Origin of the sequence: Pseudonocardia sp. P1, from assembly GCF_000178675.2 — a bacterium.
GTDB lineage: Bacteria > Actinomycetota > Actinomycetes > Mycobacteriales > Pseudonocardiaceae > Pseudonocardia.
Map to the genome: position 1 here is coordinate 5,815,320 of NZ_ADUJ02000001.1, position 25,756 is coordinate 5,841,075.

The window sequence follows — 25,756 nt, forward strand, 5'->3', positions numbered from 1 at the left end:
GGTCCATGACGATGCGCGTGGTCCTCGCCGAGGACTCGATGCTGCTGCGCGAGGGCCTGGTCCGGCTGCTGGAGGAGGCGGGTGCGACGGTCCTGGCAGCGGTCGGCGACGGCACCACGCTCGTCGAGGCGGTGGCCGAGCACGGGCCGGAGGTGGCGGTCGTCGACGTGCGGATGCCGCCGTCGTTCACCGACGAGGGCCTGCGCGCCGCGCTGGAGATCCGCAGGCAGCACCCGGCCGTCGGGATCCTGGTGCTGTCCCAGTACGTCGAGGAGTCCTACGCGACCGACCTCCTGGAGGCGGGTGGGGGAGTCGGCTACCTGCTCAAGGACCGGGTCTCGAAGCTCGCCGACCTCGCCGACGCGCTGAGCCGGGTGGCCGCGGGCGGCACCGTCCTCGACCCGGAGGTCGTGTCCGCGCTGCTGACCAAGCGGCGCCGCCGGGACCCGCTCGAGGAGCTGTCGCCCCGCGAGCGGGAGGTGCTCGAGCTCATGGCCCAGGGCCGCACGAACACCGCGATCGGCCGGATCATGGTGATCACCCAGGGGGCCGTCGAGAAGCACATCTCGTCGATCTTCACCAAGCTCGGGCTGCCGCCGTCGTCGGACGACCACCGCCGCGTGATGGCCGTGCTCGCCTGGGTGGAGAGCTGAGCCGCGCCTACACCGAGCGCAGGTCCAGGTCGAGCACCGCAGGGCCGGTCCCGGTGACGGTGACGGGGATGCCCCAGTCCTGCTGGTAGCGGTGGCAGGCGGCGAACGTGTCGGGCCCGCCGTCGGCGGCGTCGCAGGCCGCAGCGGCGACGGCGACCTGCAGCACCCCGGACCCGACGGCCGGGTCGAGCTCCAGCTCGCGGGTCAGCCCCGTCGCGGTGCCGGCCCCCGCCCGCAGCAGCGACGGCGGGTCCGCGGCGACGGTGAGCGACGTCGGGTCGCCGAACCGGTCGTCGAGGTGCTGGCCCGCGGGCGGGGTGAACCCGATCCGCAGCGCGACGCCGGCGCCCAGCTCGGTGGGCGTGCGCCGGACGGTGTGCCGGCCGCCCTCGACCAGCGACCCGGCCGGGATCGGCAGCCGCACCAGGCGGTGCGCCGCGGACTCCACGACGACCAGCGTCTCGCCGTCCACCAGCAGGTCCGAGGGCTCGGCGAGCCCCTCGGCCAGCGTCGACACGCTGCCCGCGGCCGGATCGAACCGGCGGACGGCGCCGTTGTAGGTGTCGGCGACGGCGACGGAGCCGTCGGGCAGCACGGCGACGCCCAGCGGGTGCTGCAGCAGCGCCTCGGCCGCCGGCCCGTCGCGGTGCCCGAACTCGAACAGGCCCTGCCCGACGGCGGTGCTCACCGCGGGCCCGGCCCCCGGGTCGACGTCCACCCGGCGCAGTGCCGAGATCTCGGAGTCGGCGACCCAGAGGGTGCCGTCCGGGCCGGTGGCGAGCCCCGACGGCTGCGCGAGGAACGCCTCGGCGAACGAGCCGTCCCGCAGGCCCTCGTTGGTCGTCCCGGCCAGCACCCGGGCCTGCCCGGACACCGGGTCGACCGTCCAGAGCTGGTGCGACCCGGCCATCGCGACGACGACGTGGCCGTCCCACGGCGCGAGGTCCCACGGTGACGACAGCTCGGCCGCGGTCCCGCCCGGGTCGACGCGCTCGCGCAGCTGCGATCCCGTCCCCGCCACGGTGGAGACGGTGCCGTCGTCGAGCGACACCCGGCGGACCGCGTGGTTCACCGTGTCCGCGACGAGCACCGTGGACGGGTCGAGCACGAGCAGCCCCTGCGGCTCGGAGAACCGGGCGCTCCCGGCCGGGCCGTCGGTGTACCCGCGCCCGCCGTCACCGATCCGCCTGCGCTCGGTGACGAGATCGGGTTCGAGCTCGACGAGCTGGTGGTGCGCGGTGTCGGACACCAGGAACGTGCCGCCGGGCAGCGCCGCGACCTTGCCCGGGAACCGCAGCGCGGTCTCCGGTGCGGGCGGCGGGACGTACGGCCCGTCGCCGCGGCGCAGCCGGTCGCCGTGGGTGTCGACGAGTTCCCGCACCAGGGCGGCGAGCCCCGGCCCGTGACCCTCGCCCGCCATCCGGGCGACGACCGTGCCGTCCGGGTCGATCACCGCGAGCGTCGGCCAGGCGCGTGCGGCGTAGGCGTCCCAGGTGGTCAGCTCGGGATCGTCGAGCACCGGGTGCTCCACGCCGTAGCGCTCCACCGCGGCCTCGACCGCGTCCGGATCGGCCTCGTGCACGAACTTCGGCGAGTGCACCCCGACGATCGTCAGGACGTCGCCGAACTCCTCCTCCAGCGGCCGGAGCTCGTCGAGCGCGTGCAAACAGTTCACGCAGCAGAACGTCCAGAAGTCGAGGACGACGATCCGGCCGCGCAGGTCGGCCAGGGTGATCTCCCGGCCGCCGGTGTTGAGCCAGCGCCGCCCGCGCAGCTCGGGGGCCCGTACCTTCATCCGCTCGGCGCCCGGGCTCGTCCCGGCCGCACCGCTCTCGCCAGCGCTCACGATCATGTGCAACGCCGGACCGGCGCGCGGGTGTTCCGTGACCGCGCGAGACTGACCGGCATGCCTGAGCTGCCCGAGGTCGAGAACGCGCGTGCGGTGCTGGCGCAGGCGACCGGCCGCACGATCACCGACGTCGACGACCGCGACGACTGGGTGTGCCGCCCGCACCGGCCCGGCGACATCGCGTCGGCCCTGAAGGGCGGGCGGTTGACCGCGGCCCACCGGATCGGCAAGACGATGTGGTGCGACACCGAGACCTCCGACGGTGACGCCGGTCCGGCGCTGGGCGTGCACCTCGGGATGGGCGGGCGGATCGTCGTCACGAACTCCGGCGGCGAGCGGATCGGCGGCGGCCCGGCGCGCCCCGACCGGCAGGCGCGCAAACGCGAGTGGGACCGCTTCACCGTCACGTTCGACGACGGCGGGCAGTTCCGGCTGTTCGACAAGCGCCGGCTGGGCCGGGTCCGGCTCGATCCCGACCTGTCCGGTCTCGGGCCCGACGCCGAGGGGCTGCGGCCCGCGGTGTTCCGGGAACGGCTGCTGCGCGGGAGGTCGGCGGTGAAGGCCCGGCTGCTGGACCAGTCGGTGCTCGCGGGTGTCGGGAACCTGCTGGCCGACGAGACGCTCTGGCAGGCCCGGATCGCCCCGGCGACCCCGGTGCGGGACCTGACGCGCACCGATCTCGACCGGCTGCACCGCAACCTGGACCGGGCGCTGGAGCGGGCGATCGCGAACGGCGGCGTGCACACCGGTGAGGTGATCGAGCACCGGCACCCGGGTGGGCACTGTCCCCGCTGCGGGGCGGAGATGGTGCACGGGACCGTCGGCGGCCGGTCGACGTGGTGGTGCCCGCAGGAACAGGGCTGAGCCGCGGCGCCGCCCGCGGGTCGTGCACAATCGCCGGGTGCCGGACGAATCGGACACCGCCCTGCTCTACGTCGACCGTGGTCTCGTGCGCGCCGACCAGAGCCCGCCCGACCTGCAGGCCCAGCGCCGGGCGCACTCCCGGTCACGGGCCGCCCGGTGGTCGCGGCGGGCGTTCCCGGTCGTCCTGGTCCTGGTGACGGTCGTCCTGTTGGTGCCGGGCACCTCCGGTCTGCTCTGGACACCGGTCCTGCTGGTGGCCGCCGGGATCGCCGTGGTGCTCCTGACGCGTGCCGCCCGGGGTGCGCACGCCGTCGCCGGCCTGCCGGTACCGATCGAGATCACCGGGAAGGTCGCGACGGCGATGCGCGCGATGCTGGCGATGAGCCGCGGGATCGCGGCGCAGCGGGCGATGCGGCGCTCCCGTCCGGCCGCCGAGGGCGCGGTGCTCCTGCGCCGCTGGTCCGCCGCGGCCGACGAGCTGCGCGCGGCCTGGCTCCGCGGGGACGTCGCGGCCTGGCACGAGCACGCCCGCACCCTGGCCGCGGCGGGGGAGCGGGCCGAGCAGGTGCGGGCCGACATCGAGGGCGGCACCTGACCCGGACCCGCTCAGGTGACCCCGGTGGGACGGCGGCCCGCGAGCACGACGCTCAGCACCGTCACCCCGGCGAACGCCAGCCCGGCCCCCAGCGCCCATCCGGCGAGCACGTCGGAGAGCCAGTGCACGCCCAGGTAGATCCGGGTGAACCCGACCGCGCCCGCCCACAGCGCCGCGAACACGGCGAGGAGCGTGCGCACCCGCCGGGTCAGCGACGGCCACAGCACCAGCACGAGCGCCGTCCACGCGGCCGCGACCATCGTCGCGTGCCCGGACGGCAGCGACTCGTTCGCCACCGACAGCACCTGCAGCTGCTCCGGCGGCCGGGACCGGTCCAGGAACCGCTTGAGCCCGGACATCACCAGGCTCGCGACCAGCGGCACGGCGGCCAGGCAGACGCCCTCGGCGCGGCGCCCGCGCCAGAACAGGACGCCGCCGGCGACGAGCGCGACCAGCGCGCTGCCCACCGTGTTGCCGATCTCCGTCACGAGCAGCGCGAACGCCACCGGGGTGGGTTCCCGTTCGGCGGCGAGCCCGGTCGCCGTCGTCACGTCCCGCTGGAGCCCGCCGCTCACGCCGATCAGCAGCAGCGACACCGCCGTGACCAGGAGCAGGGCGGCGACGATCCCGGTCGTGCGCGGTTCGGGCCGGTGCCCGGGCGCCCCGCCGGTCCGCCCGGCGGGGGCCCGCCCCGCCGGGCCGCTGCTCACCGTCCGCGCCAGGAGCGGTAGCGGTCGATCAGCGCGGCCGTCGAGGTGTCGAGGCCGGCCTCCTTCGCGTCCGGCGGGTCCGCCGCGTAGAGCGCCGGGCCGAACTGCTTGGCCATCACCTTGCCGAGCTCCACGCCCCACTGGTCGAACGAGTCGATCCCCCAGATCACGCCCTCGACGAACGTGACGTGCTCGTAGAACGCGATGAGCTGGCCCAGCACCGACGGCGTCAGCTTCTCGGCGAGGATCGTCGACGACGGCCGGTTGCCCGGCATCACCTTGTGCGGCACGACGTCGGCGGGGGTGCCCTCGGCCGCGATCTCCTCGGCGGACTTGCCGAACGCCAGCGCCGCGGACTGCGCGAACAGGTTCGCCATGAAGAGGTCGTGCATGTCCGCCTCCCCCTCGCCCGCGAGGTCGTGGTGCGGGCGGGCGAATCCGATGAAGTCGGCAGGCACGAGCCGGGTGCCCTGGTGCAGCAGCTGGTAGAAGGCGTGCTGGCCGTTGGTGCCCGGCTCGCCCCAGAAGATCTCCCCGGTCGTCGTCGTGACGGGGGTGCCGTCGCCGCGGACGGACTTGCCGTTCGACTCCATCGTCAGCTGCTGCAGGTAGGCGGGCAGCCGGTGCAGGTACTGGGAGTAGGGGAGCACCGCGCGGGTCTCGGAGCCGAAGAAGTTCGAGTACCAGATGCCGAGCATCCCGGCGATGACCGGGAGGTTCCGCTCCAGCGGCGTCTCCCGGAAGTGGACGTCCATGGCGTGCATCCCGGCGAGGAACTCCGCGAAGTTCTCCCTGCCGATGGCGCACATCAGCGACAGCCCGATCGCCGAGTCGACCGAGTAGCGTCCGCCCACCCAGTCCCAGAAGCCGAACATGTTCTCGGTGGAGATGCCGAACTCGGCGACCTTCTCCGCGTTCGTCGAGACCGCGGCGAAGTGCTTCGCGACCGCGTCGGTGGAGTCGGTGCCGAGCCCGGCGAGCAGCCACGACCGCGCGTTGCGGGCGTTCGTCAGCGTCTCCTGGGTGGTGAAGGTCTTGGAGGAGACGAGGAACAGGGTCGTCGCCGGGTCCAAGTCGGACACCGTCTCGGACAGGTCGGTGGGGTCGATGTTGGACACGAACCGGCACTCGAGGTCGCGCTGCGCGTAGTCCCGCAGGGCCTCGTAGGCCATCACCGGGCCGAGGTCCGAACCGCCGATCCCGATGTTGACGACCGTGCGGATCCGCTCGCCGGTGAAGCCGGTCCACCGCCCGGACCGGACGGCGTCGGTGAAGTCGCCCATCCGGTCGAGGACCGCGTGGACGTCGGCGACGACATCCTGCCCGTCGACGACGAGCGACGCGTCCCGGGGCAGCCGCAGCGCGGTGTGCAGGACCGCGCGGTCCTCCGAGGTGTTGACGTGCTCGCCGGTGAACATCGCCTCGGTCCGCGCGGGGAGCCCGGCCGCGCGGGCGAGCGCGGTGAGCAGGCCGATCGTGTCCCGGGTGATGCGGTGCTTCGAGTGGTCGAGGACCAGGTCGGCGCCGGACGCCGTGAGCGCGGTGGCCCGGTCCGGGTCCTCGTCGAACAGCGCCCGCAGGTGGCGGGGCTCCACCTCCGCCGCGTGCTCGGTCAGCGCGGTCCACTCGGGGGTCGCTGTGATGTCTCTGCCGATGACGTCGTTCGTGTCGGACACCCGGCCATCATTCCGCAGCGTCAAGCCCCGGGCGCGCGGGCCGGGGCCACGGTGGACGGTCTCCGGCCCGCTGCGCCGCACGGGGGTACCGCCCGTCGCGGACGGCCCCGGGTGGGACGAGCGGTACGTCCGGAACGACGGACCGCCCATCGCTGCGAACCGTCCGTGACACCCGGTCGAGTTACCGGATGGTACTGCTGCACCCGGGTGACGGCCGCCACGATCCCTGCACGCAGCGTGTCGTCTACCTGCGCGAACGCACCACGGAAGAGACCGCTCGACCGGTCGTGCCGCCGAATCGTCCGGTCACGGCGCGCTCCGGAGGTGCGACACACGGTGAGGTGTGAGCCGAGCGACTTTCGTCGCGGCATGCGGTCGATTCGTCGCGCAGAGTCGCTCAACCGGGTGGAGCAGAGCGATTCCACTCATAAGCTCTTGTGCATTACGTGGTGACCAGTTCACCCGATGTGATCATGCTCGTACTGGAGGAACCGTGTACCGCTCCCTGACCGGAACCCCGCGGGACGTCGTCCTGCTCGTCGGCCGTGTGCTGCTCGCCTACATCCTGATCATGCACGCCTGGAAGAAGATCGACGCGGGGCTCTTCGACACCGCCACGGTGTTCTCCAAGTTCGGCATCCCGCTGGCGATCGCCGCGGCGTCCTTCACGATCGTCGTCGAGATCGTGGTGTCGGTGTCGCTGCTGCTCGGCCTGCGGATGGTCGTCCCCGCCGGACTGATGATCTTCGTGATGGCGGGTGCCATCTGGTTCGTGCACGGCCAGAACGGCCTGTTCATGGAGAACAGCGGCTGGGCGCTGGTCGGCACGATCATCTGCGCGCTGGCCGCCTTCATGGTCGCCGGTGCCGGCCGGTTCAGCCTGGACACGGTGCTGTCCCGCCAGGCCGAGCGCCGGATGGAGCAGACCCAGACCATCCCGCGCCAGACCATCTCGGTGTGAGACCTCCCGGCCCGTCCGTGCGCCCCCGACGCCGGACGGGCCGGTGAGCCCGGCCCCGCCCCACCTCTGCCCCGCCCGGCCCCGCCCGGCCCCGCAGGACCGCTCCGGCGCGATCACGGCCCGCATCCCGACGCCACGGGGTGCGGGCCGTTCGCATCTCGATCGCGGGTGCGGGTGGGCGCCGGATAGCCTCCGCGCGTGCTGTCCCGACCGGACCCGCGCGGGCAGGGCCTGCGCCACGTCACCGCGATCCGCTACGTCACCCCGCTGCGCGAGGGCGGCTCGCTGCCCGGCCTGATGGAGGCCGACGACCTGGGCAGCTACGCGGTGAAGTTCACCGGTGCGGGCCAGGGCCGGTCGGTGCTGGTGAACGAGATCGTCGCCGGTGAGCTGGCCCGGGCGCTCGGCCTGCCGGTCCCCGAGATCGTCACCGTCGACGTCGACGGCGAGCTCGGCCGCACCGAACCCGACCAGGAGGTCCAGGAGCTGCTCCGCTCCTCGGCCGGGCTGAACCTGGGGATCGACTTCCTGCCCGGGGCGCTCGACCTGGACCCGCTGGCGTTCGACGTCGGCCCGGAGTTCGCCGGGCGGGTGCTGTGGTTCGACGCGCTCGTCGGCAACGTCGACCGCTCCTGGCGCAACTCGAACATGCTGCTCTGGCACCGGCGTCCGTACCTGATCGACCACGGCGCGACACTCACCTTCGCGCACAGCTGGGAGTCGGCGTCGCGGTTCCCGGCGAAGCCGTTCGACGCCGGCGACCACGTCCTGCTCGGCTGCCGGCCCGACCTCGACGCCGCCGACACCGCGCTCGCGCCGCTGGTCACCCGCGCGCTGCTGGACGACGTGCTCGCCCTCGTCCCCGGCGGGTGGCTGGACGGGGAGCCGGGCTTCGACTCGGCGGAGGCCGTCCGCGACGCCTACGTCACGGCGCTGTCCGGCCGCGTGCAGCGGCGCGCGGAGTGGCTGCCGGGGGTGCGGGAGACCGTGCGCGCCGGCCGGCCACGCCCGGTGGACCGCGAGCCGCGCCGCCCGCCGTGGCTGCGGATCGGCGGGGTGGACGGCGGTGCGGGCCGGTGAGCGACCTCGTCACCTACGAGTACGCCCTGCTGCAGGTGGTCCCGCGGGTCGAGCGCGGGGAGTCGGTCAACGCCGGGGTGCTGCTGCACTGCCGGCGGCGGGACGTCCTCGCCGTCCGGGTGCACCTGGACCGGGAGCGGCTGGCCGCGCTCGACCCGCACTGCGACGCCGACGCCGTCGCCGACGTGCTGGAGACGATCGCGGCGGTGGCCGCGGTGCCGGAGCCGCCCCGCTCGGACCGGCACGCCACGGGCGCGCTGGCCGCCCGCGGCCCGGGGGCGGGCGAGGACATCGGACGCCGGTTCCGCAGGCTGACGACGGCACGCAGCACGATCGTCCGGCCCGGGCCCGTCCACACCGGACTGACCGCGGACCCGCACGCCGAGGCGGACCGGCTGCTGGAGCGCCTCGTGCTGCCCCTCGGCGGGTGACCGGTCCGGACGCCTGGCCCGTCCGGCGACGATCATGTTGGATCGGGGGATGGCCGACACGCACGACGGAGTGGACCCGGTCGCCCTGACCCGCTGGCTCGCCGCCGAGGCCCCGCGGGTGGTGACGGGTGACGGGCCGGTGGCCGTGCAGCGGATCTCCGGCGGGCACTCCAACCTCACCTTCCGGGTGGTCGACGCCGAGGGCACGCCGTTCGCGCTGCGCCGCCCCCCGACCGGCGGGGTGCTCGCCACCGCGCACGACATGAGCCGGGAGTGGCGGTTCCTCACCGCGCTGTCCGGGACCGGCGTCCCCGTCGCGGAGCCGGTCGCGCACTGCGAGGACACTGCCGTGATCGGCGCCGGTTTCTACCTGATGAGCTGGGTGGACGGCGTCGTCCCCGGCGACCGGGCGTCCGGCGACCCGATCCCGGAGCCGGAGCGCGAGGCCTGCGGGCTGGACACCGCCGACGTCCTCGCCGCGCTGCACGCCGTCGATCCCGGCGCCGTCGGACTGGACGACCTGCGGCGGCCCGGCCGCTACCTCGAACGCCAGCTGCGGCGCTGGCACCGGCAGGCGCACTCGGGCGCCTTCACCGATCTCGCCGCGATCGACGCCGCGCACGAGCAGCTCCTCGCCCGGATGCCCGCCGACCCGGCGGAGGGGCCGCGGATCGCGCACGGCGACTACCGGCCGGGGAACCTGTCCTACCGCGACGGCCGGGTGGCGGCCGTCTTCGACTGGGAGCTCGCGACGCTCGGCGAGCCGCTGGCCGACCTCGGCTGGCTCGTCGCGTCCTGGGAGCGCCCCGGCGACACCCGGCACACGATCACGAGCGGCCCGACCGCGGCGCCGGGCTGGCCGGAACGCGACGGCATCGCCGGCCGCTACGCCGCGCGGTCCGGCCGCCCGGTGGACGACCTGCCGTACTGGGTGGCGTTCGCGTACTGGCGGTGCGCCTGCATCGGCACCGGCGTCTGGACCCGCTACGCGCAGGGGAACATGGGTGCCGGCGCGGAGTCGGGCGCGACGCTGGAACGGCGCAGGCTCGGGGTGCTCGCCGACGCCGAGGCCGCGCTGGCCGAGCTCGCGGGCTGACGGCCCGGCGGGCTCAGCCGAGGTCCGGGTCGTCGACGAAGGTCACCCGGTCCGCCCGGTAGTTGTCGAAGACGACCTGCACCGGCCGGTCGTCCTCGTCGTGGAACAGCTGCTCGCGCAGCAGCACCGGGGCACCCGGGGCGACGCCCAGCAGCCGCCCGGTCCGGTCGTCGGCGCCCGCGGCGCCGATCTCGGTCTGCACCCGGCCCAGGCCCACCCCGAAGAAGTCGGCGAACACGACGTCGAGGGCGGCCGGCCCGGCGTACGACGGCGTGGTGAAGGAGCTCGGGAAGTAGGCCGTCCGGACGCCGATCACCTCGCCGTCGGCGCGGAAGATGTTCTCGTTCATCCGCAGCGCCGCGTCGGGGACGCCGAGCCGGTGCCGCAGCAGCGGCGTCGAGGGCACGACGCCCTGCTCGGTCATCTGCAGCGTCACCTCGGTGGCACCGAGGGCGGTCACGGTGTCCCGCAGCCGGACCGCGACACCCCGCCGGACGACGACGGTGCCGCGGCGCTGCTGGCGGTCGACGAACCCCTCGTCGGCGAGCTGCTGCAGGGCGGCCCGCACCGCGGAGCGGCTCGCGTTGAGCGACTCCATCAGCTGGTCCTCGACGAGCTTCTCGTCGACGACGAGGTAGCCGCCCCGCACGGAGGCGCGCAGCATCTCCCGCACCCGGCGCGGGAACGTGTGCCGCCCGCGGGCGGTCCCGCCGGACGCGCGGGGGTGCGGGACGGTGGTGAGCCGGCCGGGACGGGACATGGGCGGGGCCTTCCTGCGAGGGATTCCTGCTGGGGTGACCGTCGCCCGGGAACCGTCCCTCCCGGGTTACCGGCCGGGAACGATGCTGTGACCCGTGCCCGGCGCCGGTGGCGGGCACGGGCCGGGGCGTCAGAACTCCTGGAGGTTCTCGGCCAGGGTGGAGTGGGCGTAGCCGTCTCGGATCGCGCCGCGCCGCCGCAGCGCCGGTGCGAGCCCGTCGGTGATCTCGGCGATCTGCACCCGGGTCGGCGGGACGTACAGCAGGAACCCGTCCCCGCCGGCATCCTGCATGATCTCGTCCATCTGCGCGGCGACCGTCTCTGGCGAGCCGACCAGCCCGAGGTCGGTGATCTGGAACGAGGTGGCGGCGAGCTCGCGCAGCGTCTTGCCCTCCTGCCCCTGGAACAGGTTGGCGATCGAGGAGCGCTCGCCGTTGCCGCGGGAGGTGTCGATGTCCTCGACGCGGGTGTCCGGGTCGATCCCGCCGAAGTCGATCCGGCCGCCCGAGGTGTAGGAGAGGTTCCACAGGTTGTACTCGACGGCGAGGTCGGAGCGGCGGGCGAGCTTCAGCTGCTCGGCCTTGGCCCGGGCCTCGGCGTCGCTCGCGGCGACGACCGGGCTGGCCAGGAACAGCAGCTTGACCTCGTCGGGACGGCGGCCGTGGGCGGCCATCCGGCGGTGCAGGTCCTCCCGGTAGGCCTTGATGTCGTCGACGCTCTTGCACATCGCCATCTGGGTGTCGACGTGCTTCGCGGCGAGCTCGCGGCCGGGCGCCGATCCGCCGGCCGACGCGATCGGGGGCTGCCGCTGCGGGCCGGGGATCGTGTTGAGCGGTCCACGGCTGGAGAACCAGCGGCCCTGGAAGTCGATCGGCTCGACCAGGGTGTGGTCGGCGTAGACGCCCTTGACCGGGTCGGCCAGGACCGCCCCGTCCTTCCAGCTGTTCTGCAGTGCCTTCACGACCTCGACCCACTCCTGCGCCATCTCGTAGCGCTGGTCGTGGTCGAAGTGCTTCTCGAACCCGAAGTTCTGGGCGACGCGGTCGGTCACCGAGGTGACGACGTTCATGCCGACCCGGCCCTCGGTGAGGTGGTCGAGCGTCGTGAACAGCCGCGCCGCGAGGTACGGGTGGTACTGGATCGTCGAGACGGTCGGGACGATGCCGAGGTGCTTCGTCCGCTGCGTCATCAGCGGGACCAGCGGCATCGGGTCGTTCTTCGGCGCCATGAACCCGCGGCGCAGCGACGTCTCGGCCGAGCCCTGGTAGGTGTCCTCGACCATCGCCGTGTCCTCGATGAGGACGTAGGTGAAGCCGGCCCGCTCCAGCGAGGCGGCGAGATCGACGTAGAGGTCCGGCTTCATCCAGTCGAGGTGGTTGCTGCCGGTCCAGGGGCCGTCGGCGGCCGGGTTCCAGGGCTGGATGCCGAAGCCGTTACCGAGGAACCATCCGAGGTGGAACATGCGAGGTGTCCTTCCGGGGTGCGGGTGTCAGGCGTGGGCGGCCACGAGGGCCGCCGTGTGGTCGTGGACGGGGGAGGAGAGGACCGCGCCGGTGCGGCCGTGCTCGACGACGTGGCCGTGCAGCATCACCAGCAGGTCGTCGGTGGCGAAGGCGGTGGCGGGCAGGCCGTGCGAGACGAACAGGAGCCCGGCGCCGTGCTCGCGGCAGTACCGGACGATCCGGTTGAGCACCGCGCCCTGCACCGACACGTCGAGCGCGGAGACCGCCTCGTCGCAGACGAGCAGCCCGGGGCGCACGACCATGGCCCGCGCGATCGCCATCCGCTGCCGCTGACCGCCGGACAGCTCGTGCGGGTGGCGGTCGAGCATCGCCGGCGGCAGGCCCATGTCGGCGACGGCCTCCTCCGCGACGGCGTCCGCCCGGGCCCCGGAGTGCCCACCGAGCAGCCGGGCCGGGGTGCGGAGCGCGTCGCGCACCGTGCGCCGCGGGTCGAAGGTCGACGTCGTGTCCTGGGCGACGAGCTGGATGCGTCGCCGCAGGTCGCGGCGGCCCGCCGTGGTGGACATCCAGGCGGTCTGGGTGCGGCCGTCGATCGTGATCGTCCCGCCGGACGGCCGGTCCAGGCCCGCGATCATCCGGGCGAGCGTGGACTTGCCGGACCCGGACTCGCCGACGATGCCGATCCGGTCCCCGGCGTCGACGGTCATCGACAGCGGTGCGACGGCGGTGCGGTCGCCGAACCGCCGGGTCACCCCCTCCAGGACGACCTGCGGCGCGCTCACGCGGCGATCCCGAGCTCGTCGTCGGTCATCGTCGGCAGCTCGTCGAGACCGGCCGAGGCGAGCGTCGGGATGCAGCGCAGCAGGCCCCGCGTGTACGGGTGCGTGGCGGCGCCGAGGTCGTCCGAGCGGAGCTCCTCGACCAGCACGCCGCGGTGCATCACCAGGGTCCGGTCGGTGTAGCGCCGGCACAGCCCGATGTCGTGGCTGATCATCAGGACCGACGCGCCCTGCGTCTCGCAGAGCTCGACGAGCAGCTCCACGGCCCCCCTCGCGAGCGAGGCGTCGAGCGCGCTGGTCGGCTCGTCGGCGACGAGCAGCCGGGGACGCCCGGCGAGCGCGATCGCGGTCATGACCCGCTGGCGCATCCCGCCGGAGAGCTCGTGCGGGCGGGCGGCCATCACCCGCCGGGTGTCGGTCAGCCCGACCCGGGTCAGCCACTCCCGGGCGGCGTCGGCGGCCTCGGCGCGGCCGTCCACCCCGCCCGCGCCGCGCAGCACGGCGACGAGCTGGCTCCCGACCGTCCACAACGGGTCGAGGGAGGTCATGGCGTCCTGGAAGACCATCGACATCCCCGGGGTGCGCTGCGGCAGCCGGGTCAGCTCGCGGCGCAGCGGGACGCCGGCGAACTCCATCCGCCGCGCCTCGACGGTCGCGACCCGCTGGTCGATGAACCCGGCGACCGCGAGCCCCAGGGTCGACTTGCCCGACCCGGACTCGCCGACCAGGGCGATCCGCTCACCGGGGCGCACCGTGAGGTCCACCCCGCGCACCGCGTGCGACGCGCCGTACCGGACGTCGAGTCCCTCGACCGCCAGCACCGGGTCCGCGGGCACGGGACCCGCCGGTGCCGCCGGTGCCGCCTGCGCGGTGTCCATCTGCGCGGTGTCCATCTGCGCGGTCATGAGCCCTCCAGGGTCAGCTGCGAGTAGTCGATGGTGTTGTCGGTGCGGAACACGTAGCCGCAGACGTCGCCGCGGAAGGCGTTGAGCGGCTGGACGTAGGCCATCCAGATGGTCGGGACGTCGCTCTGGATCCGGCGCTGCGCGGCGTTCCAGGAGCGCCCCGCCGTGACCGAGAGCGGGTCGCCCGCCGCGTTACCCGCGGCCAGCGCCGTGTCGAACCGGGAGTCCTCCCAGTCCGGCCAGTTGATCGGCGAGTCGGCGGTGTAGAACAACGCCAGCTCGTAGGGCGGGGACTGGACGACGGCGTAGTCGCGGCCCATCGACGCCTGGAAGGTCTTGGCGGCGAGCCCCTCGTTGAACGCGGCCGACGGGACCGGCTCGATGGTGATCGCGAACCCGGCGTCGCGGGCCGCGGTCTGGATCTGGACCGCCGCCTCCTGCAGGTCCGGGACGCTGGCGTTCACGGTCAGGGTGAAGGCGACCGGCTCGGTGTGGCCGGCCTCGGCGAGGATCCGGCGCGACTCGGCCGGGTCGTAGCGGAACGGCACGAGGCCGTCGCCGTCGTAGCCGGGTGCGCCGGGGGACAGCATCCCGGCCAGCTGCTCCGCGCGTCCCTTGTAGACGTCGGAGACGATCTGCTCGTAGGGCACCGCGCGGGCCAGCGCCCGGCGGACCGCGACGTCGTCGAAGGGGGCCATGGTCGTGGTCAGCGGCATGTAGACCATCGCGTTGGTGGGGGCGCTGAACACCTGCGCCCCGGTCTCCGCGATCCCGGCCTGGTCGGCGGGCCGCAGCTGCGCCGCGACGTGCGTGTCGCCCTGGGCGAGCAGGTTCGCCCGGATCCCGGCGTCGGCGACGACCCGCTGGATGATCCGCCGCACCGGCGGTGCGCCGCCGGCGTAGTCCTCGTTGCGGACGTAGGTCGTCTGCTGGCCGGGGGTGAAGCTCTCCAGGCCGTAGGCGCCGTAGCCCCAGTTCCCGTTGCTCGCCGACCACTCCACCGCGTACGGGTCGTCGGGCGTGACGTGCGCCTTCAGGACCGTCGTGTCGTAGATCGCCGCGGTCGTGTTGGACAGCAGCGACAGCAGGGTGAACCCGTAGCCCGGCTCGTCGACGGTGAAGGACACCGTCATCGGGTCGAGCACCCGGATCTGGCGTTCCGGGTCGACGATCACCGGCGCGTTCACGAACGGGACGATCGAGGTGGCGGTGGCGAACTTGCGCTCGTAGGACCAGCGGACGTCCTCGGCGGTGACCGGGTTCCCGGCGGTGGAACGGGCGTCCGGGTCCAGGTGGAAGGTGTAGGTGAGCCGGTCCGGGCTGACCTCGTAGCGCTCGGCGAGCAGCGGCTCGAAGCGGTAGAGGTCCTGGTGTCGGGCCTGCCCGCCGCTGCCGTCGACGTAGGGGTTGCGCAGCAGCGTGGCGTTGGTGTTGGCGAGGTACTCGGCGCTCTCGTAGCCGGTGCCGTTGGAGTCCTGGGCGAAGGACTGAGCCTGCGCCCCCGTCACGATGACGACGGTGTCCCGCTCCGCCTCCACCGCGCCGGCACCGCAGCCGGTGACCAGCACGGCGAGCGCGGCGACGAGACCGGCCAGCGGCGCGCGGCGGCCGGCGCTCACCGGGCACCCCCGGCGAACAGCGCGCGGGCGGCACCGGCGGCCGAGGCCACCGCGAGACCCAGCGCCAGTGCGGGGAACAGCGCCCCCCACCAGCGGCCGACGGCGGCGTCGGTCGCCCCGAGCGCCAGCATCGAGCCCCACTCCGGGATCGGCGGCACGATGCCGACCCCGAGGAAGCCGAGCCCGGCGCAGAAGATGACGGCGATCCCGAAGATCGCCGAGGTGTTCTCCAGCGCCGCGTGCGAGGCGTTCGGCAGGACGTGCCGGACGATCAGGGCGGGCTCGCTCTCCCCGGACATCCGGGCGGCGTCGACGTAGCCCTCCGACCGGACCCGGAGGACCTCGACCCGGACGAGTCGGGCCTGCACCGGCAGGAGCAGCAGCGCCAGCGCCAGGACCATGACGAGCGGCTCGCGGCCGAAGAACGACAGCAGCACGAGACCACCGATCACGGTGGGCACGGCCTGGACGAGGTCGATGCCCCGGGCGGTGGCACGGGCGGCGATCCCGGCCGGGCCGCGACGGGCCTCGTTCATGCCGGTGACCAGGCCGACGACGAGCGCGGCGAGGGTGCTGAGCACCGTGACCGACAGCGCGATCAGCACGTCGAGCCGGGTGGCGGTGAGGACGCGGGAGAACACGTCCATCCCGTTGGTGTCGGTGCCGAACCAGTGCGCCGACGACGGCGGCGACGACGGCGTCGCGACCACGCTCTGCGGGTCCCACGGCGCCAGCAGCGGACCGACGACGGCGAGCACCAGCAGCAGCGCGAAGGGGAGCGCGAGGAGCGGGCGGGCGAGCCGGGGCCGGGCCGCGGGGCGTGGCCCCGTGACCTCCCCCGGGGTGAGGACGGCGGCAGTCATGTTCACTCCCCGGTGACCGCGCCGGGACGTCGCCGGACGTCCAGGGTCATGGTCACGAGATCGACGACGAGGTAGATCACCAGGCAGGACGCCGCGGTGACCACGAGGAACGAGCGGAGCGCGACCACGTCGGCGGTGGTGACGGCGTCGACGGCGTACTGACCGAGCCCGCCGAGCGCGAACATCGACTCGAGCACCACCGCGCCACCCATGAGGTAGCCGAACAGCATCCCGATCGTCGCCACCATCGCCGGCGCGGCGCGGCGGTAGACCGAGAGCACCACGACGCGGCGGGGTGCGCCGGTCGCGATCCGGAAGCGGGTCGCGGGTGCGTCGATCGCCTCGTCGAGACCGACCAGCAGCATCTTGATCAGGATCGCCGAGTGGGCGGCGATCATGACCAGCACCGGGAGCAGGAGGTGCCCGGCGAGCGAGGCGAACGCCTCCCCGTTGCCGGTGAGCAGGGCGTCGAGCAGGGTGAACCCGGTGACGGTGTCCGGTGCGGGCACCATCGGCGACGTCCGGCCCGACGGGGCGGGCGCCCAGCTCAGCGCCGCGTAGAACACGAAGACCGCGGCGATGGCCAGCACGAACTCGGGGATCGCACCAGCGGAGCGGGCATAGCCGACGACGACCCGGGAGAACCAGGACCCGCGGCGGGTGACCGCGAACCACGACACCACCAGGGTGGCGACGGTCGAGCCGACCAGGCCCAGGAGTGCCAGCTCGAGGGTGGCGGGGAGCCGGGTCGCGAGCTCACCGGCGACGTCGCGGCCGGTCGCCAGCGAGGTGCCGAGATCGAGGGAGACGAGATCGCCCAGGAAGCGGCCGAGCCGCTCCCACCAGGGCCCGTCCAACCCGAGGTCGGCCCGGGCCGCCGCGTAGTCCTCGGCGGAGAGCCGGCCGCCGGTGAGCGCGACGACGGGGTCGCCGGGGATCAGGGAGACCAGGAAGAACGCGACGACGGCGAACACGAGCACGTGGACCGGCAGCATCGCCGTCCTGGTGACCCACCAGCGGTGCCGGTCGAACCACCGGCCCGTTCCGGGGGACGTGTCGGGGACCGGCGCCACGGCCTGGTCGGTGTCCGGGAACCGCACGGTGACCTCCTCTGAAGTCGGATCGGGGGTCGGGCGGCACCCCGGTGTGCCCGTCCGGTCCGCCCGGGAGCCCGGGCGGGGGAGTGCTGGGGAGAAGCCTCGACGGCGGGTGTTGCGTCCGGTGTCCGTCACCGTCACGGTCGATTTGCGCGACCGGTGCCGGGACGGTCGTCGCAGGTCAGCGCCGTCGGGGCGGGGAAATACGCGGGTGTCAGGCCCGCACGCCGGTCAGCGCACCGATGACGGGGGCCCACCGCTCGACGTAGCCGGCCAGGGCCGCCCCGCCGGTGGGGTCGTCGTCGAGCAGGTAGAGGCCCGGCACGGCGCACGTGCCGCCCAGCTCCGTCAGCACCGGCCGCAGCAGCAGGTCCGGTGCCATCGCGTGCGCCGGCCCGGCACCGAGCATGAGCGGGACGGCCACCACGCCCTCGAGCCCGGTCCCGCCCGCGAACTGGTCGAGGAACAGCTTCAGCAGCCCGGTGTAGGTGGCCTTGAAGGTGGGGCTCGCCATCACGACGAGATCCGACCCGCGGACGGTGTCGACGGCCGCGGTGACCGCCGGGTCGCCCCAGCCCAGCAGCCCGGGGCCGAGCTCCGCGAGCTCGACGACGTGGTCGGGCTCCCGCCCGGTGAGCGAGCGGGCCAGCAGCTCGCCGGCCGCCCGGGTGCGGGAGCCGGGCTTCGGGTTGCCGACGACGACGGTGACGGTCACAGGTGCTCCAGGTGCCGGGCGGTGGGGTGGGTGGTCGCGAGCGGTGCCGCGGGGTGGCGCCGGGTGCGGGCGAGCACGCCGGCGGGGTCGTGCACGCCGACGGGGTCGCGCGGCTCGGCGGGGTCGCGCGGGTCGGCGGGATCCCGTGTGAGGTGGGTGAGCACCTCGGCGGGATCGGCGACGACCAGGCCGTGCCGGTGCGCGATCCGCACCGCCGTCGCTGGGTCGGCCAGCCCGGTGCCCGCGCCGACCAGGCCGGCGGCCAGCGCGACCGCGGGGAGCCCGGCCGCGCGGCACAGCGCCACCGCGGCCTCGTCGGCCCCGGCGCCACCGGGCCCGCCGCCCTCCGCGACGCGGACCGGGAGCAGGTGCCCCGGCCGGCGCAGGTCGTCGGGCCGGGAGGCCGGATCGGCCAGCACGCGGGCGGTGAGCGCGCGGTCGACGGCGCTGATGCCGGTGCCGACCCCCTCGGCGTCGACCGAGACGGTGACGGCGCCGCAGCGGGTGCCCGGATCGGCCCGCAGGGCGGGCAACCGCAGCTCGTCGGCGCGGCCGGGTTCCATCGGGACCCGCAGCAGCCCGGAGGTGTGCCGGATCAGCCACGCGGTCCAGGCGGTCCCGGCGAGCGCGGCGGGCAGCACGGCGTCGCACGGCCGGTCGCCGTGCCGCGGGGCGAGCACGACCGGCCGCCCCGCCCGGAACGCCGCGACTGCGGCGGCGACGGACCCGGGCGGTGTCGCCGGGATCACGCGGCGTCCTCGACCAGCCGGTGGAACCGGCTGGCCTGGAACACGATGGGGGCGACGCCGTCGTGGGTCTGGAGCGCCTCGACGCGCAGCAGCGCGAGGACGTGGTCACCGGCGTCGACGACGTCGTGCAGCGAGCAGTCCAGCCAGGCCGCGGCCCCGGTGAGCAGGACCGCCCCCTCCGGTGTCGCGTGGTGGACGAGCCCGGCGAACCGGCCGGCCGCGGGCCCGGCGAGCTGCCGGCAGGCCGACGCCTGGTCGGCCCCCAGCACCGAGACCCCGAGCCGGTCGCGGTCGGCGAGCAGCGGCCAGGTCGTCGACGACCGTTGCACGCAGATCGAGACCAGTGGCGGGTCCATCGAGACGGAGACGAAGGAGCTCGCGGCGATGCCGACGGGGACGCCGTCGCGCAGCGCGCACAGCGCCGTCACACCGCTCGGGAACGCCCCGTAGGCACGCCGCAGGTCGGCGGTCTCCCGGATGTCGGGCACGATCATGGTGGCCTCCTCGAATGTGCCGATGGAGGACACCGAACCGGGGCGCGGTTGCCGATCCGTTACGCCGGACGATCCGCCGATTTGCGCGACCGGGGACGGCGGGGCCCGGGGCCGTGACCTGCCCGGACCGGGCACGCCGGCGGGAAAACGCCCGGCACGCGACGGCGACGGTTCCCGGCCGCGGGCCCGCGGCGTAACCTCGCCGGCACGCCGGGTGATCACCGTGGAGCGCGGGCGGCCGGCGTGCGTCACACTGTCGACACCGGCGACGCCGCCGACGCCGTCGCCCACCGCACGACCACGCGCACGAGACCGGGGAGACCGACGATGTCCGAGGCCGACGACCGGACCCGTGAGATGAGCCGCTCCACCCGGCGGGCCCCGCACGGGCCGGCGGTGCAGGGGAGCCGGCTGTGGGCCGGCGGCGTCGCGACCGCGGTGATCGCCGCGCTGATCGCGGTCGTCGGGTTCCTGATCGTGCGGGTACTGCTGCAGATCCCCTACCTGGCGCCGATCGAGACGGACGCCGTGGGCGGCTGGGACGGCGCCGTGCAGCTCGCGATCGTCGCGGCGCTGGCCGCGCTGGCCGCCACCGGGCTGGCCCAGATCCTGCTCATGGCCGTGCCCAGCCCGATGGCGTACTTCGGGTGGATCGCGGGCCTGCTCACCGCCGTCGCGACGGTCTACCCGCTGGCGCTGTCGACCGAGCCGCTGACCGTCCGTATCGCGACCGCGGCGATCCACCTGGTGATCGGCATGGCGATCATCAGCCTGGTGACCACGACGGTCACCAGCGCCTCCACCCGCGCCTGAGGCGCCCCGGTCAGGTCCCGACCGGGACGCGGGCGTCGCCGAGGCGGACCGGCAGGCTCCGGTAGCCGCGCAGCACGCGGGTGCCCCGCAGCTCGGCGGGACCGGCGGAGCGCAGGTCCGGGTAGCGGTCGAACAGCGCCCGCAGCCCGACCTCGCCCTCCATCTTCGCCAGCGCCGCACCGAGGCAGTAGTGGATGCCCTGGCTGAACGCGACGTGCTTGTCGGCGCCGACGCGGCCGACGTCGAAGCGGTCCGGCTCCGGGAACACCTCCGGGTCCCGGTTGGCGCCGCCGAGGTGGGTGAGCACCAGCGCGCCCCGGCGGACCGGGAACCCGCACACCTCGGTGTCGCGCGCGGCGACCCGCCCGGTGCGCTGCACGGGGGAGTCCAGCCGCAGGATCTCGTCGACGGCGTTCGGCCACAGCGACGGGTCCGCGGCCAGGCGCTCCCGCTGGTCCGGGTGCGCGAGCAGCAGCTTGGTGCCGTTGCCGATGAGGTTGACCGTCGTCTCGAACCCGGCGGCGAGCAGCAGCAGGGCGAGCGAGAGCAGCTCGTCGGAGGTGAGGCGGCCCTCCTCGGAGTCGTAGGCGTGCACCAGGGAGGACAGGATGCTGTCGTTCGGGTGCGCGCGCAGGTGGTCGAAGTGCCCGGACATCCATTCCGCGAGCGCGTCGATGTCCTTCTCCGACCGGCGGAACATGGCGTAGCTCAAGCCCATGTCCAGCGAGTACGCGCCGCCCTCGCCCCACTGGAGGAACTGCTCGCGCATCTCGACCGGTGCGCCGAGCATCTCGGCGATCACCGTCGCCGGGAGCAGCGAGGCGTACTCGGCGATCACGTCGGCCCGCCGGTCGGCACCGGTACGGGCCTCCATCTCGTCGAGCAGGTCGGCCGCCACCTCCTCGGTGCGGGTGCGCAGCCGGGCGATCGCCTTGGCGCTGAACGACCGCGTGACGAGCTTACGGATCCGGTTGTGGTCGGGCGGGTCGATCGACAGCAGCGACGGCGGCTCGGCCGGCCCGAGCGGCCACGTCCCGCCCGCGCTCATCAGGGCCTTGAGCAGGCCGGGGGCGTTCTCCGGCATCCGCATCCCGACGCAGAAGTCGGGGCTGCGCAGCACCGCCGTGGTGATCTCGTGGTCGACGGTGGTCCAGCTCAGCGCCGAGCGCACCATCCGGCCCTGCGCGCGGATCTCCTCGTAGGCCGGGTACGGGTCCCGCACCGCGTCCGGGTGGACGATCATCCGTGCGCCGAGGTCGCCCTTGTCGGACTGCCGGGTCACCTCGCGCCGCACGGCCCCGTGCCGCATCACCCATCGGATCCAGCGTCGCGCACCGCGCGATCCCGCCATGTCGACCTCCCGCGTCGTCAGCTCGTCCGCGAACCTACTCCCGGTAACCTACTCCCGGTAACCATCTTTCGGCCATCCCTGCCGCACCCCGTCCCCCGGGCGGCGGGTAGTACTGGAGGCATGTCCGCTCCCGACGGCCCGCGCCTGCTCGCGGTCAGTGACCTGCACGTGCGTCACGCGGAGAACCGGGAGATCGCCGAGGCGATCACCCCCGGCCATCCCGGGGACTGGCTGATCGTCGCCGGCGACGTGGACGAGCGGATCGAGAGCGTCGCCGGGACGCTGGAGATGCTCCGCGCCCGGTTCGGCACCGTGCTGTGGGTCCCGGGCAACCACGAGCTGTGGACCCGCGGGAAGAACGCCGACGCCGACGACGGCGAGCAGCTCGCCGGCGTCGCGCGCTACGACGAGCTCGTCCGCCGCTGCCGGGGGATCGGCGTGCTCACCCCGGAGGACGAGTACCCGGTGTGGGACGGGCCGGGCGGACCGGCCGTCGTCGCGCCGCTGTTCGTGCCCTACGACTACTCGTTCCTGCCGCCGGGGACCGCGTCGTCCGACGAGGGGCTGGCCGCCGCGCGCGCGGCCGGGGTCGTCTGCACCGACGAGTACCTGATGCACCCCGATCCGCACCCGAGCCGGCAGGCCTGGAGCGCGGACCGGGTGGCGACGACGGCGGCCCGTCTCGACACGCTCGACCCCGGGCTGCCGACGGTGCTGGTCAACCACTGGCCGCTGGTGCGCGAGCCCTGCGACGTACTCTGGTACCCGGAGTTCGCGCTGTGGTGCGGTACGACGGCGACCGCGGACTGGCACCGCCGCTACCGCGCGCGGGCGGTCGTGCACGGCCACCTGCACATTCCGCGGACCGTCGTGGTCGACGACGTCCCGTTCGTCGAGGTCTCGCTGGGCTACCCGCGCGAGTGGCGCCGGCACTCCGAGCGCGTCGGCAGCCACTTCCCGGACCTGCTGCCGCGCACGGTGTTACCCATGTAACAGTAAGGTAAGGCTTACCTTGCTATACCCTCGGGGGTCGTCGACCCGAGGAGAACGATGACTGCGCTGCGCGTGGCGGTGGTGGGTTCCGGACCGGCCGGGATCTACGCCGCCGACACCCTGCTGAAGTCCGACGCCGACGTCGCCGTCGACCTGTTCGAGAAGCTCCCCGCGCCGTTCGGCCTGGTGCGCTACGGCGTCGCGCCCGACCACCCGCGGATCAAGCAGATCGTGAACGCGCTGCACCGGGTGCTCGACAACCCGGCCGTGCGGCTGTTCGGCAACGTCCACTACGGCACCGACGTCACCCTCGCCGACCTGCGCGAGCACTACGACGGCGTGATCGTCGCGACCGGCTGCGAGCGGGACCGCGACCTGGAGATCCCGGGGATCGAGCTGCCGGGCAGCCACGGCGCCGCCGAGTTCGTGCAGTGGTACGACGGCCACCCCGACGTCGGTCGCGAGTGGACGCTCGACTCGTCGTCGGTCGCCGTGATCGGGGCGGGCAACGTCGCTCTCGACGTCGCGCGGGTGCTCGCGAAGTCCGCCGAGGACATGCTGAGCACGGAGGTCCCCGACTCGGTGCACGCCGGCCTGGCCGTCAACCCGGCCACCGACGTGCACGTGTTCGCCCGGCGCGGGCTCGCCCAGGCGAAGTTCAGCCCGATGGAGCTGCGGGAGCTCGACCACGTGCCCGGCCTCGAGGTGATCGTCGACCCCGAGGACGTCGAGTTCGACGACGGCTCGATGGAGCAGATCCGCGCCACCAAGCACGTCCAGATGGTCGTCAAGATCATGCAGGACTGGGCGCTGCGCGACCACCGCGGCGACCCGCGCCGCATCCACCTGCACTTCTTCGCGAAGCCGGACCGCGTGCTGGGCACCGACCGGGTCGAGGGCCTGCGGGTCGAACGCACCGAGTACACCGGCGACGGCAGCGTCCGCGGGACCGGCGTCTTCACCGAGTACCCGGTCGGCGCCGTCTACCGGGCCGTCGGCTACACCGGGTCCGAGCTCGCCGAGCTGCCGTTCGACGCGGCCCGCGGCGTGATCCCGCACGAGGCGGGCCGGGTGTCCGGCGTGCCGGGTGTCTACACCGTCGGCTGGATCAAGCGCGGTCCGGTCGGCCTGATCGGGCACACGAAGGGCTGCGCGCTCGAGACCGTCGGCAGCCTGCTCGCCGACGCCCCCGGCCTCCCGAAGGCGCCGCAGCGCGACCCGGAGGCCGTGCCCGCCCTGCTGGACGGCCGCGGCGTCCCCTTCACGACGTGGGACGGCTGGCTCGCCCTGGACAAGCACGAGCGCGGCCTCGGCGAGGAGCGCGGGCGCGAGCGGATGAAGGTCATCCCGCGCGAGGACATGGTGGGGATCAGCCGGGCCGGCTGAGTCCCCGTACGGCCACCCGACGAGGCCGGGACCACCCGGCTGCGCCGGTCGCCGGGGTGGGCGGTCGCGGATCCCCGCGGCCGCCCACCCGATCGGCCCGCCGGCAGTCGCGCGTTCAGTCCGCCGGTCCGCCGCCCCCGTCCGCGGGCCCGGGCAGCCGACGGGGCTCCCGCGCCCGCACCGGCTCGCGCCGCCCGTGCCCGGGCCGCGGCACGAACAGCCACCACAGGATCCAGACGCCGGGGCCGCTCGTCAGCAGGATCGCCGTCGCCAGCCAGCCGTCCCGCCAGAACACGCCGGCGACGATCCACCCGGCGATCCAGACGGCCATCGCCACGAGCCGGATCCGGATCCGCCGCCCGTGCTCGACCGCGAGCGGCTCGCGCAGGTCGGTGACGACCTGCACCGGCTCGCGGCGGCGTCGGCGCACGCGGCCGACGCTACGCCGCCCTCTCCGTCGCGGCCCGGTCCCCGCCGCGGTCCGGTTCCCCGCTGCGGTCCGGTTCCCCGCTGCGGTCCGGTTCCCCGCTGCGGTCCGGTTCCCCGCTGCGGTCCGGTTCCCCGCTGCGGCCCGGTTCAGCGCCGCGGTCGGGTTCAGCGCCGCCGGCCGCCGAAGCGGCGGTGGAACTTCTCGACCTGCCCCGCCGAGTCCAGGACCCGGGCGTTGCCCGTCCAGAACGGGTGCGACGCCGCGGTCATGTCGACCTTGACCAGCGGATAGGTCTTCCCGTCCGACCACTCGACCGTCTCCCGCGAGGTCTCGGTGGACCGGGTCAGGAACTGGTCGCCGGTGGACATGTCCCGGTAGACGACCGGGCCGTAGTCGGGGTGGATACCTGGTTTCACGGATTCCTCCTGCGCGTTCGACTGCTACCGTGATCCTAAACGACAACGGTTCCGATTTGCAGGAAGGTGCGACATGGACGGGTTCACGGCGGTCCGGTGCGCGGCCTGCGCACAGATGCCCAGCGGTTTCGACGAGGACGAGCACGGCACCGTCGCCGCGCTGCCCGGGGTCGACGAGGTGCTGGTCGAGGGACTGCGCGGGGTCGTGCAGGACAGCGCGCACGGGATGCTCGTGACGTCGGGCTGCCGGTTCGGCCCTGGCGTCTGCGCGGGCCGTCGCCCCGGGATGATGGTGCTGGTCCAGGCGTGCGACGCCGGCCGCCGTCACCCGGAGTCGCCGGTCGTGGCGGTCGGCCCGGTACGCAGCACCGACGACGTGCGGGCGGTGACCCGCTGGCTCCAGGACGGCGGGGCACCGGACCCACAGGCGCTGCCCGCCCGGCTGCGCTGCGCGATCGCACCGGAGGCGGCGCGCGGCTAGCTAGTGCTTGCGGACCGTCTCCTCGACGCCACCGGCCCGCCAGATCGTGATGTCGAGGTGTCCGCCGGTCCGCTGGACGCACGACCCGCCCTCGATCCGGGCGACGGGGAAGAAGCCGAACTCCCGGCCGCGGACGTCGAGCCCGACCCGCTCGAACAGCATCTGCGCGTAGCGCTCGTGCAACGCCGGGTCCTGCACGTCGTCGGCGCGGCCCCACAGCTTCGCGTCGCCCTCGGTGACCTGGGTGTCGACGGTGGCGGTGTGCAGGGTGAACCGGGGGTCGCGCTGCAGGTCGTCGAACTTGCGGGTGCCGGGCATGCCGCCGATCCAGAGCTCACCCTCGAACAACCGCGGCTCCAGCGGGGAGATCCGCGGGAAGCCGTCGGCGCGGAGCGTGCCGAGCAGGCAGAGGTCGTCGGTGGCGTCGTGGCGGCGCCGGAAGACCTCGGAGACCACCGGGGCCGCTGCCGCGAACTCCGTCCAGGACGTCATGGCGGAACGGTAGGGCAGGAACCCGTTCGCGTCCCG

28 protein-coding genes are annotated in these 25,756 nt (G+C 74.2%); 11 read left to right on the top strand and 17 right to left on the bottom strand.

Translation table 11 applies throughout. The features are described from left to right. Positions 1 to 11: 11 nt before the first annotated feature. Entirely contained in the window at positions 12 to 653 is a 642-nt protein-coding gene (locus PP1_RS27075) for a response regulator transcription factor (protein ID WP_029239243.1), read from the top strand. Positions 654 to 660: 7 nt separating this feature from the next. Here PP1_RS27075 and PP1_RS27080 read toward each other — a convergent pair whose 3' ends face one another. Then, the gene (locus tag PP1_RS27080) at positions 661 to 2,505 is read right to left on the bottom strand and encodes an NHL domain-containing thioredoxin family protein (RefSeq protein ID WP_010225472.1); all 1,845 of its coding nucleotides are present in this window, start codon (positions 2,503 to 2,505) and stop codon (positions 661 to 663) included. A gap of 54 nt (positions 2,506 to 2,559) precedes the next feature. Between PP1_RS27080 and PP1_RS27085 the strand changes: the two genes are divergently transcribed. Together PP1_RS27085 and PP1_RS27090 are read left to right on the top strand one after the other, a co-directional pair. Continuing rightward, positions 2,560 to 3,366, top strand: a complete 807-nt coding sequence (locus PP1_RS27085; protein ID WP_029239242.1) for an Fpg/Nei family DNA glycosylase — start codon at positions 2,560 to 2,562, stop codon at positions 3,364 to 3,366. A 37-nt stretch (positions 3,367 to 3,403) separates the two neighbouring features. Beyond that, the gene (locus PP1_RS27090; protein ID WP_010225468.1) at positions 3,404 to 3,961 is read left to right on the top strand and encodes a hypothetical protein; all 558 of its coding nucleotides are present in this window, start codon (positions 3,404 to 3,406) and stop codon (positions 3,959 to 3,961) included. Positions 3,962 to 3,972: 11 nt separating this feature from the next. Here PP1_RS27090 and PP1_RS27095 read toward each other — a convergent pair whose 3' ends face one another. Together PP1_RS27095 and pgi are read right to left on the bottom strand one after the other, a co-directional pair. Further along, positions 3,973 to 4,671, bottom strand: a complete 699-nt coding sequence (locus PP1_RS27095; protein ID WP_075314466.1) for a phosphatase PAP2 family protein — start codon at positions 4,669 to 4,671, stop codon at positions 3,973 to 3,975. Then, entirely contained in the window at positions 4,668 to 6,347 is a 1,680-nt protein-coding gene (gene pgi, locus PP1_RS27100) for a glucose-6-phosphate isomerase (RefSeq protein ID WP_010225464.1), read from the bottom strand. The genes PP1_RS27095 and pgi overlap by 4 nt, the downstream gene beginning before the upstream one ends. Positions 6,348 to 6,840: 493 nt before the next feature. Here pgi and PP1_RS27105 point away from each other — a divergent pair, with 493 nt between their 5' ends. The 4 genes from PP1_RS27105 (at position 6,841) to PP1_RS27120 (ending at position 9,915) form a co-directional block, all read left to right on the top strand. Next, positions 6,841 to 7,308, top strand: coding sequence for a DoxX family protein (locus PP1_RS27105; RefSeq protein WP_010225463.1), 468 nt, complete (start codon positions 6,841 to 6,843; stop codon positions 7,306 to 7,308). Between the two features lie 198 nt (positions 7,309 to 7,506). After that, positions 7,507 to 8,388, top strand: a complete 882-nt coding sequence (locus PP1_RS27110; protein WP_010225461.1) for a HipA family kinase — start codon at positions 7,507 to 7,509, stop codon at positions 8,386 to 8,388. Beyond that, positions 8,385 to 8,819: a DUF3037 domain-containing protein gene (locus PP1_RS27115; protein ID WP_010225459.1), complete on the top strand. Its 435-nt coding sequence runs from the start codon at positions 8,385 to 8,387 to the stop codon at positions 8,817 to 8,819. Before PP1_RS27110 ends, PP1_RS27115 begins: the two co-directional genes overlap by 4 nt. Positions 8,820 to 8,868: 49 nt before the next feature. Beyond that, a complete protein-coding gene (locus PP1_RS27120) occupies positions 8,869 to 9,915 on the top strand; it encodes a phosphotransferase family protein (RefSeq protein WP_010225457.1) in 1,047 nt (348 codons plus the stop codon). 13 nt (positions 9,916 to 9,928) lie between these two features. Here PP1_RS27120 and PP1_RS27125 read toward each other — a convergent pair whose 3' ends face one another. From PP1_RS27125 to PP1_RS27170, 10 genes are all read right to left on the bottom strand, one after another. Beyond that, complete coding sequence (locus PP1_RS27125; RefSeq protein WP_010225455.1) at positions 9,929 to 10,675, bottom strand: GntR family transcriptional regulator; 747 nt, start codon at positions 10,673 to 10,675, stop codon at positions 9,929 to 9,931. A 129-nt stretch (positions 10,676 to 10,804) separates the two neighbouring features. Next, a complete protein-coding gene (locus PP1_RS27130) occupies positions 10,805 to 12,136 on the bottom strand; it encodes an NtaA/DmoA family FMN-dependent monooxygenase (RefSeq protein ID WP_010225453.1) in 1,332 nt (443 codons plus the stop codon). A 27-nt stretch (positions 12,137 to 12,163) separates the two neighbouring features. Next, positions 12,164 to 12,919, bottom strand: a complete 756-nt coding sequence (locus PP1_RS27135) for an ABC transporter ATP-binding protein (protein WP_010225451.1) — start codon at positions 12,917 to 12,919, stop codon at positions 12,164 to 12,166. Next, positions 12,916 to 13,821, bottom strand: coding sequence for an ATP-binding cassette domain-containing protein (locus tag PP1_RS27140; protein ID WP_010225449.1), 906 nt, complete (start codon positions 13,819 to 13,821; stop codon positions 12,916 to 12,918). Before PP1_RS27140 ends, PP1_RS27135 begins: the two co-directional genes overlap by 4 nt. Next, a complete protein-coding gene (locus PP1_RS27145; protein WP_075314464.1) occupies positions 13,818 to 15,440 on the bottom strand; it encodes an ABC transporter substrate-binding protein in 1,623 nt (540 codons plus the stop codon). The genes PP1_RS27140 and PP1_RS27145 overlap by 4 nt, the downstream gene beginning before the upstream one ends. After that, a complete protein-coding gene (locus PP1_RS27150; RefSeq protein ID WP_060721933.1) occupies positions 15,437 to 16,303 on the bottom strand; it encodes an ABC transporter permease in 867 nt (288 codons plus the stop codon). The genes PP1_RS27145 and PP1_RS27150 overlap by 4 nt, the downstream gene beginning before the upstream one ends. Before the next feature lie 2 nt (positions 16,304 to 16,305). Then, on the bottom strand, positions 16,306 to 17,403 hold the full coding sequence (locus PP1_RS27155; protein WP_010237084.1) for an ABC transporter permease: 1,098 nt from the start codon (positions 17,401 to 17,403) through the stop codon (positions 16,306 to 16,308). A 211-nt stretch (positions 17,404 to 17,614) separates the two neighbouring features. Beyond that, complete coding sequence (locus PP1_RS27160; protein ID WP_075314462.1) at positions 17,615 to 18,115, bottom strand: NADPH-dependent FMN reductase; 501 nt, start codon at positions 18,113 to 18,115, stop codon at positions 17,615 to 17,617. Then, positions 18,112 to 18,864 (bottom strand): 3,4-dihydroxy-2-butanone-4-phosphate synthase, encoded by a 753-nt coding sequence (locus PP1_RS27165; protein WP_075314460.1) that lies wholly within the window; start codon positions 18,862 to 18,864, stop codon positions 18,112 to 18,114. Before PP1_RS27165 ends, PP1_RS27160 begins: the two co-directional genes overlap by 4 nt. After that, positions 18,861 to 19,358: a flavin reductase family protein gene (locus PP1_RS27170; protein ID WP_029239126.1), complete on the bottom strand. Its 498-nt coding sequence runs from the start codon at positions 19,356 to 19,358 to the stop codon at positions 18,861 to 18,863. The genes PP1_RS27165 and PP1_RS27170 overlap by 4 nt, the downstream gene beginning before the upstream one ends. Before the next feature lie 327 nt (positions 19,359 to 19,685). Here PP1_RS27170 and PP1_RS27175 point away from each other — a divergent pair, with 327 nt between their 5' ends. Next, positions 19,686 to 20,171, top strand: a complete 486-nt coding sequence (locus PP1_RS27175) for a DUF6069 family protein (protein ID WP_060575512.1) — start codon at positions 19,686 to 19,688, stop codon at positions 20,169 to 20,171. A gap of 10 nt (positions 20,172 to 20,181) precedes the next feature. Here PP1_RS27175 and PP1_RS27180 read toward each other — a convergent pair whose 3' ends face one another. Beyond that, the gene (locus PP1_RS27180) at positions 20,182 to 21,522 is read right to left on the bottom strand and encodes a cytochrome P450 (RefSeq protein ID WP_029239127.1); all 1,341 of its coding nucleotides are present in this window, start codon (positions 21,520 to 21,522) and stop codon (positions 20,182 to 20,184) included. Between the two features lie 120 nt (positions 21,523 to 21,642). On the opposite strand from PP1_RS27180, the gene PP1_RS27185 reads away from it, so the two are divergent. Both PP1_RS27185 and PP1_RS27190 read left to right on the top strand, forming a co-directional pair. After that, on the top strand, positions 21,643 to 22,515 hold the full coding sequence (locus PP1_RS27185) for a metallophosphoesterase family protein (RefSeq protein ID WP_010223961.1): 873 nt from the start codon (positions 21,643 to 21,645) through the stop codon (positions 22,513 to 22,515). 57 nt (positions 22,516 to 22,572) lie between these two features. Continuing rightward, complete coding sequence (locus PP1_RS27190; protein WP_170918905.1) at positions 22,573 to 23,901, top strand: FAD-dependent oxidoreductase; 1,329 nt, start codon at positions 22,573 to 22,575, stop codon at positions 23,899 to 23,901. A 115-nt stretch (positions 23,902 to 24,016) separates the two neighbouring features. Here the strand turns inward: PP1_RS27190 and PP1_RS27195 are convergent, their stop codons facing one another. Further along, the gene (locus tag PP1_RS27195) at positions 24,017 to 24,331 is read right to left on the bottom strand and encodes a hypothetical protein (protein ID WP_060575515.1); all 315 of its coding nucleotides are present in this window, start codon (positions 24,329 to 24,331) and stop codon (positions 24,017 to 24,019) included. 164 nt (positions 24,332 to 24,495) lie between these two features. Next, positions 24,496 to 24,747 (bottom strand): type B 50S ribosomal protein L31, encoded by a 252-nt coding sequence (locus PP1_RS27200; RefSeq protein WP_010231297.1) that lies wholly within the window; start codon positions 24,745 to 24,747, stop codon positions 24,496 to 24,498. Between the two features lie 73 nt (positions 24,748 to 24,820). On the opposite strand from PP1_RS27200, the gene PP1_RS27205 reads away from it, so the two are divergent. Further along, the gene (locus PP1_RS27205; protein WP_010231295.1) at positions 24,821 to 25,228 is read left to right on the top strand and encodes a hypothetical protein; all 408 of its coding nucleotides are present in this window, start codon (positions 24,821 to 24,823) and stop codon (positions 25,226 to 25,228) included. Here PP1_RS27205 and PP1_RS27210 read toward each other — a convergent pair whose 3' ends face one another. Next, a complete protein-coding gene (locus PP1_RS27210) occupies positions 25,229 to 25,720 on the bottom strand; it encodes a pyridoxamine 5'-phosphate oxidase family protein (RefSeq protein WP_029239592.1) in 492 nt (163 codons plus the stop codon). Between the last annotated feature and the right edge of the window lie 36 nt (positions 25,721 to 25,756).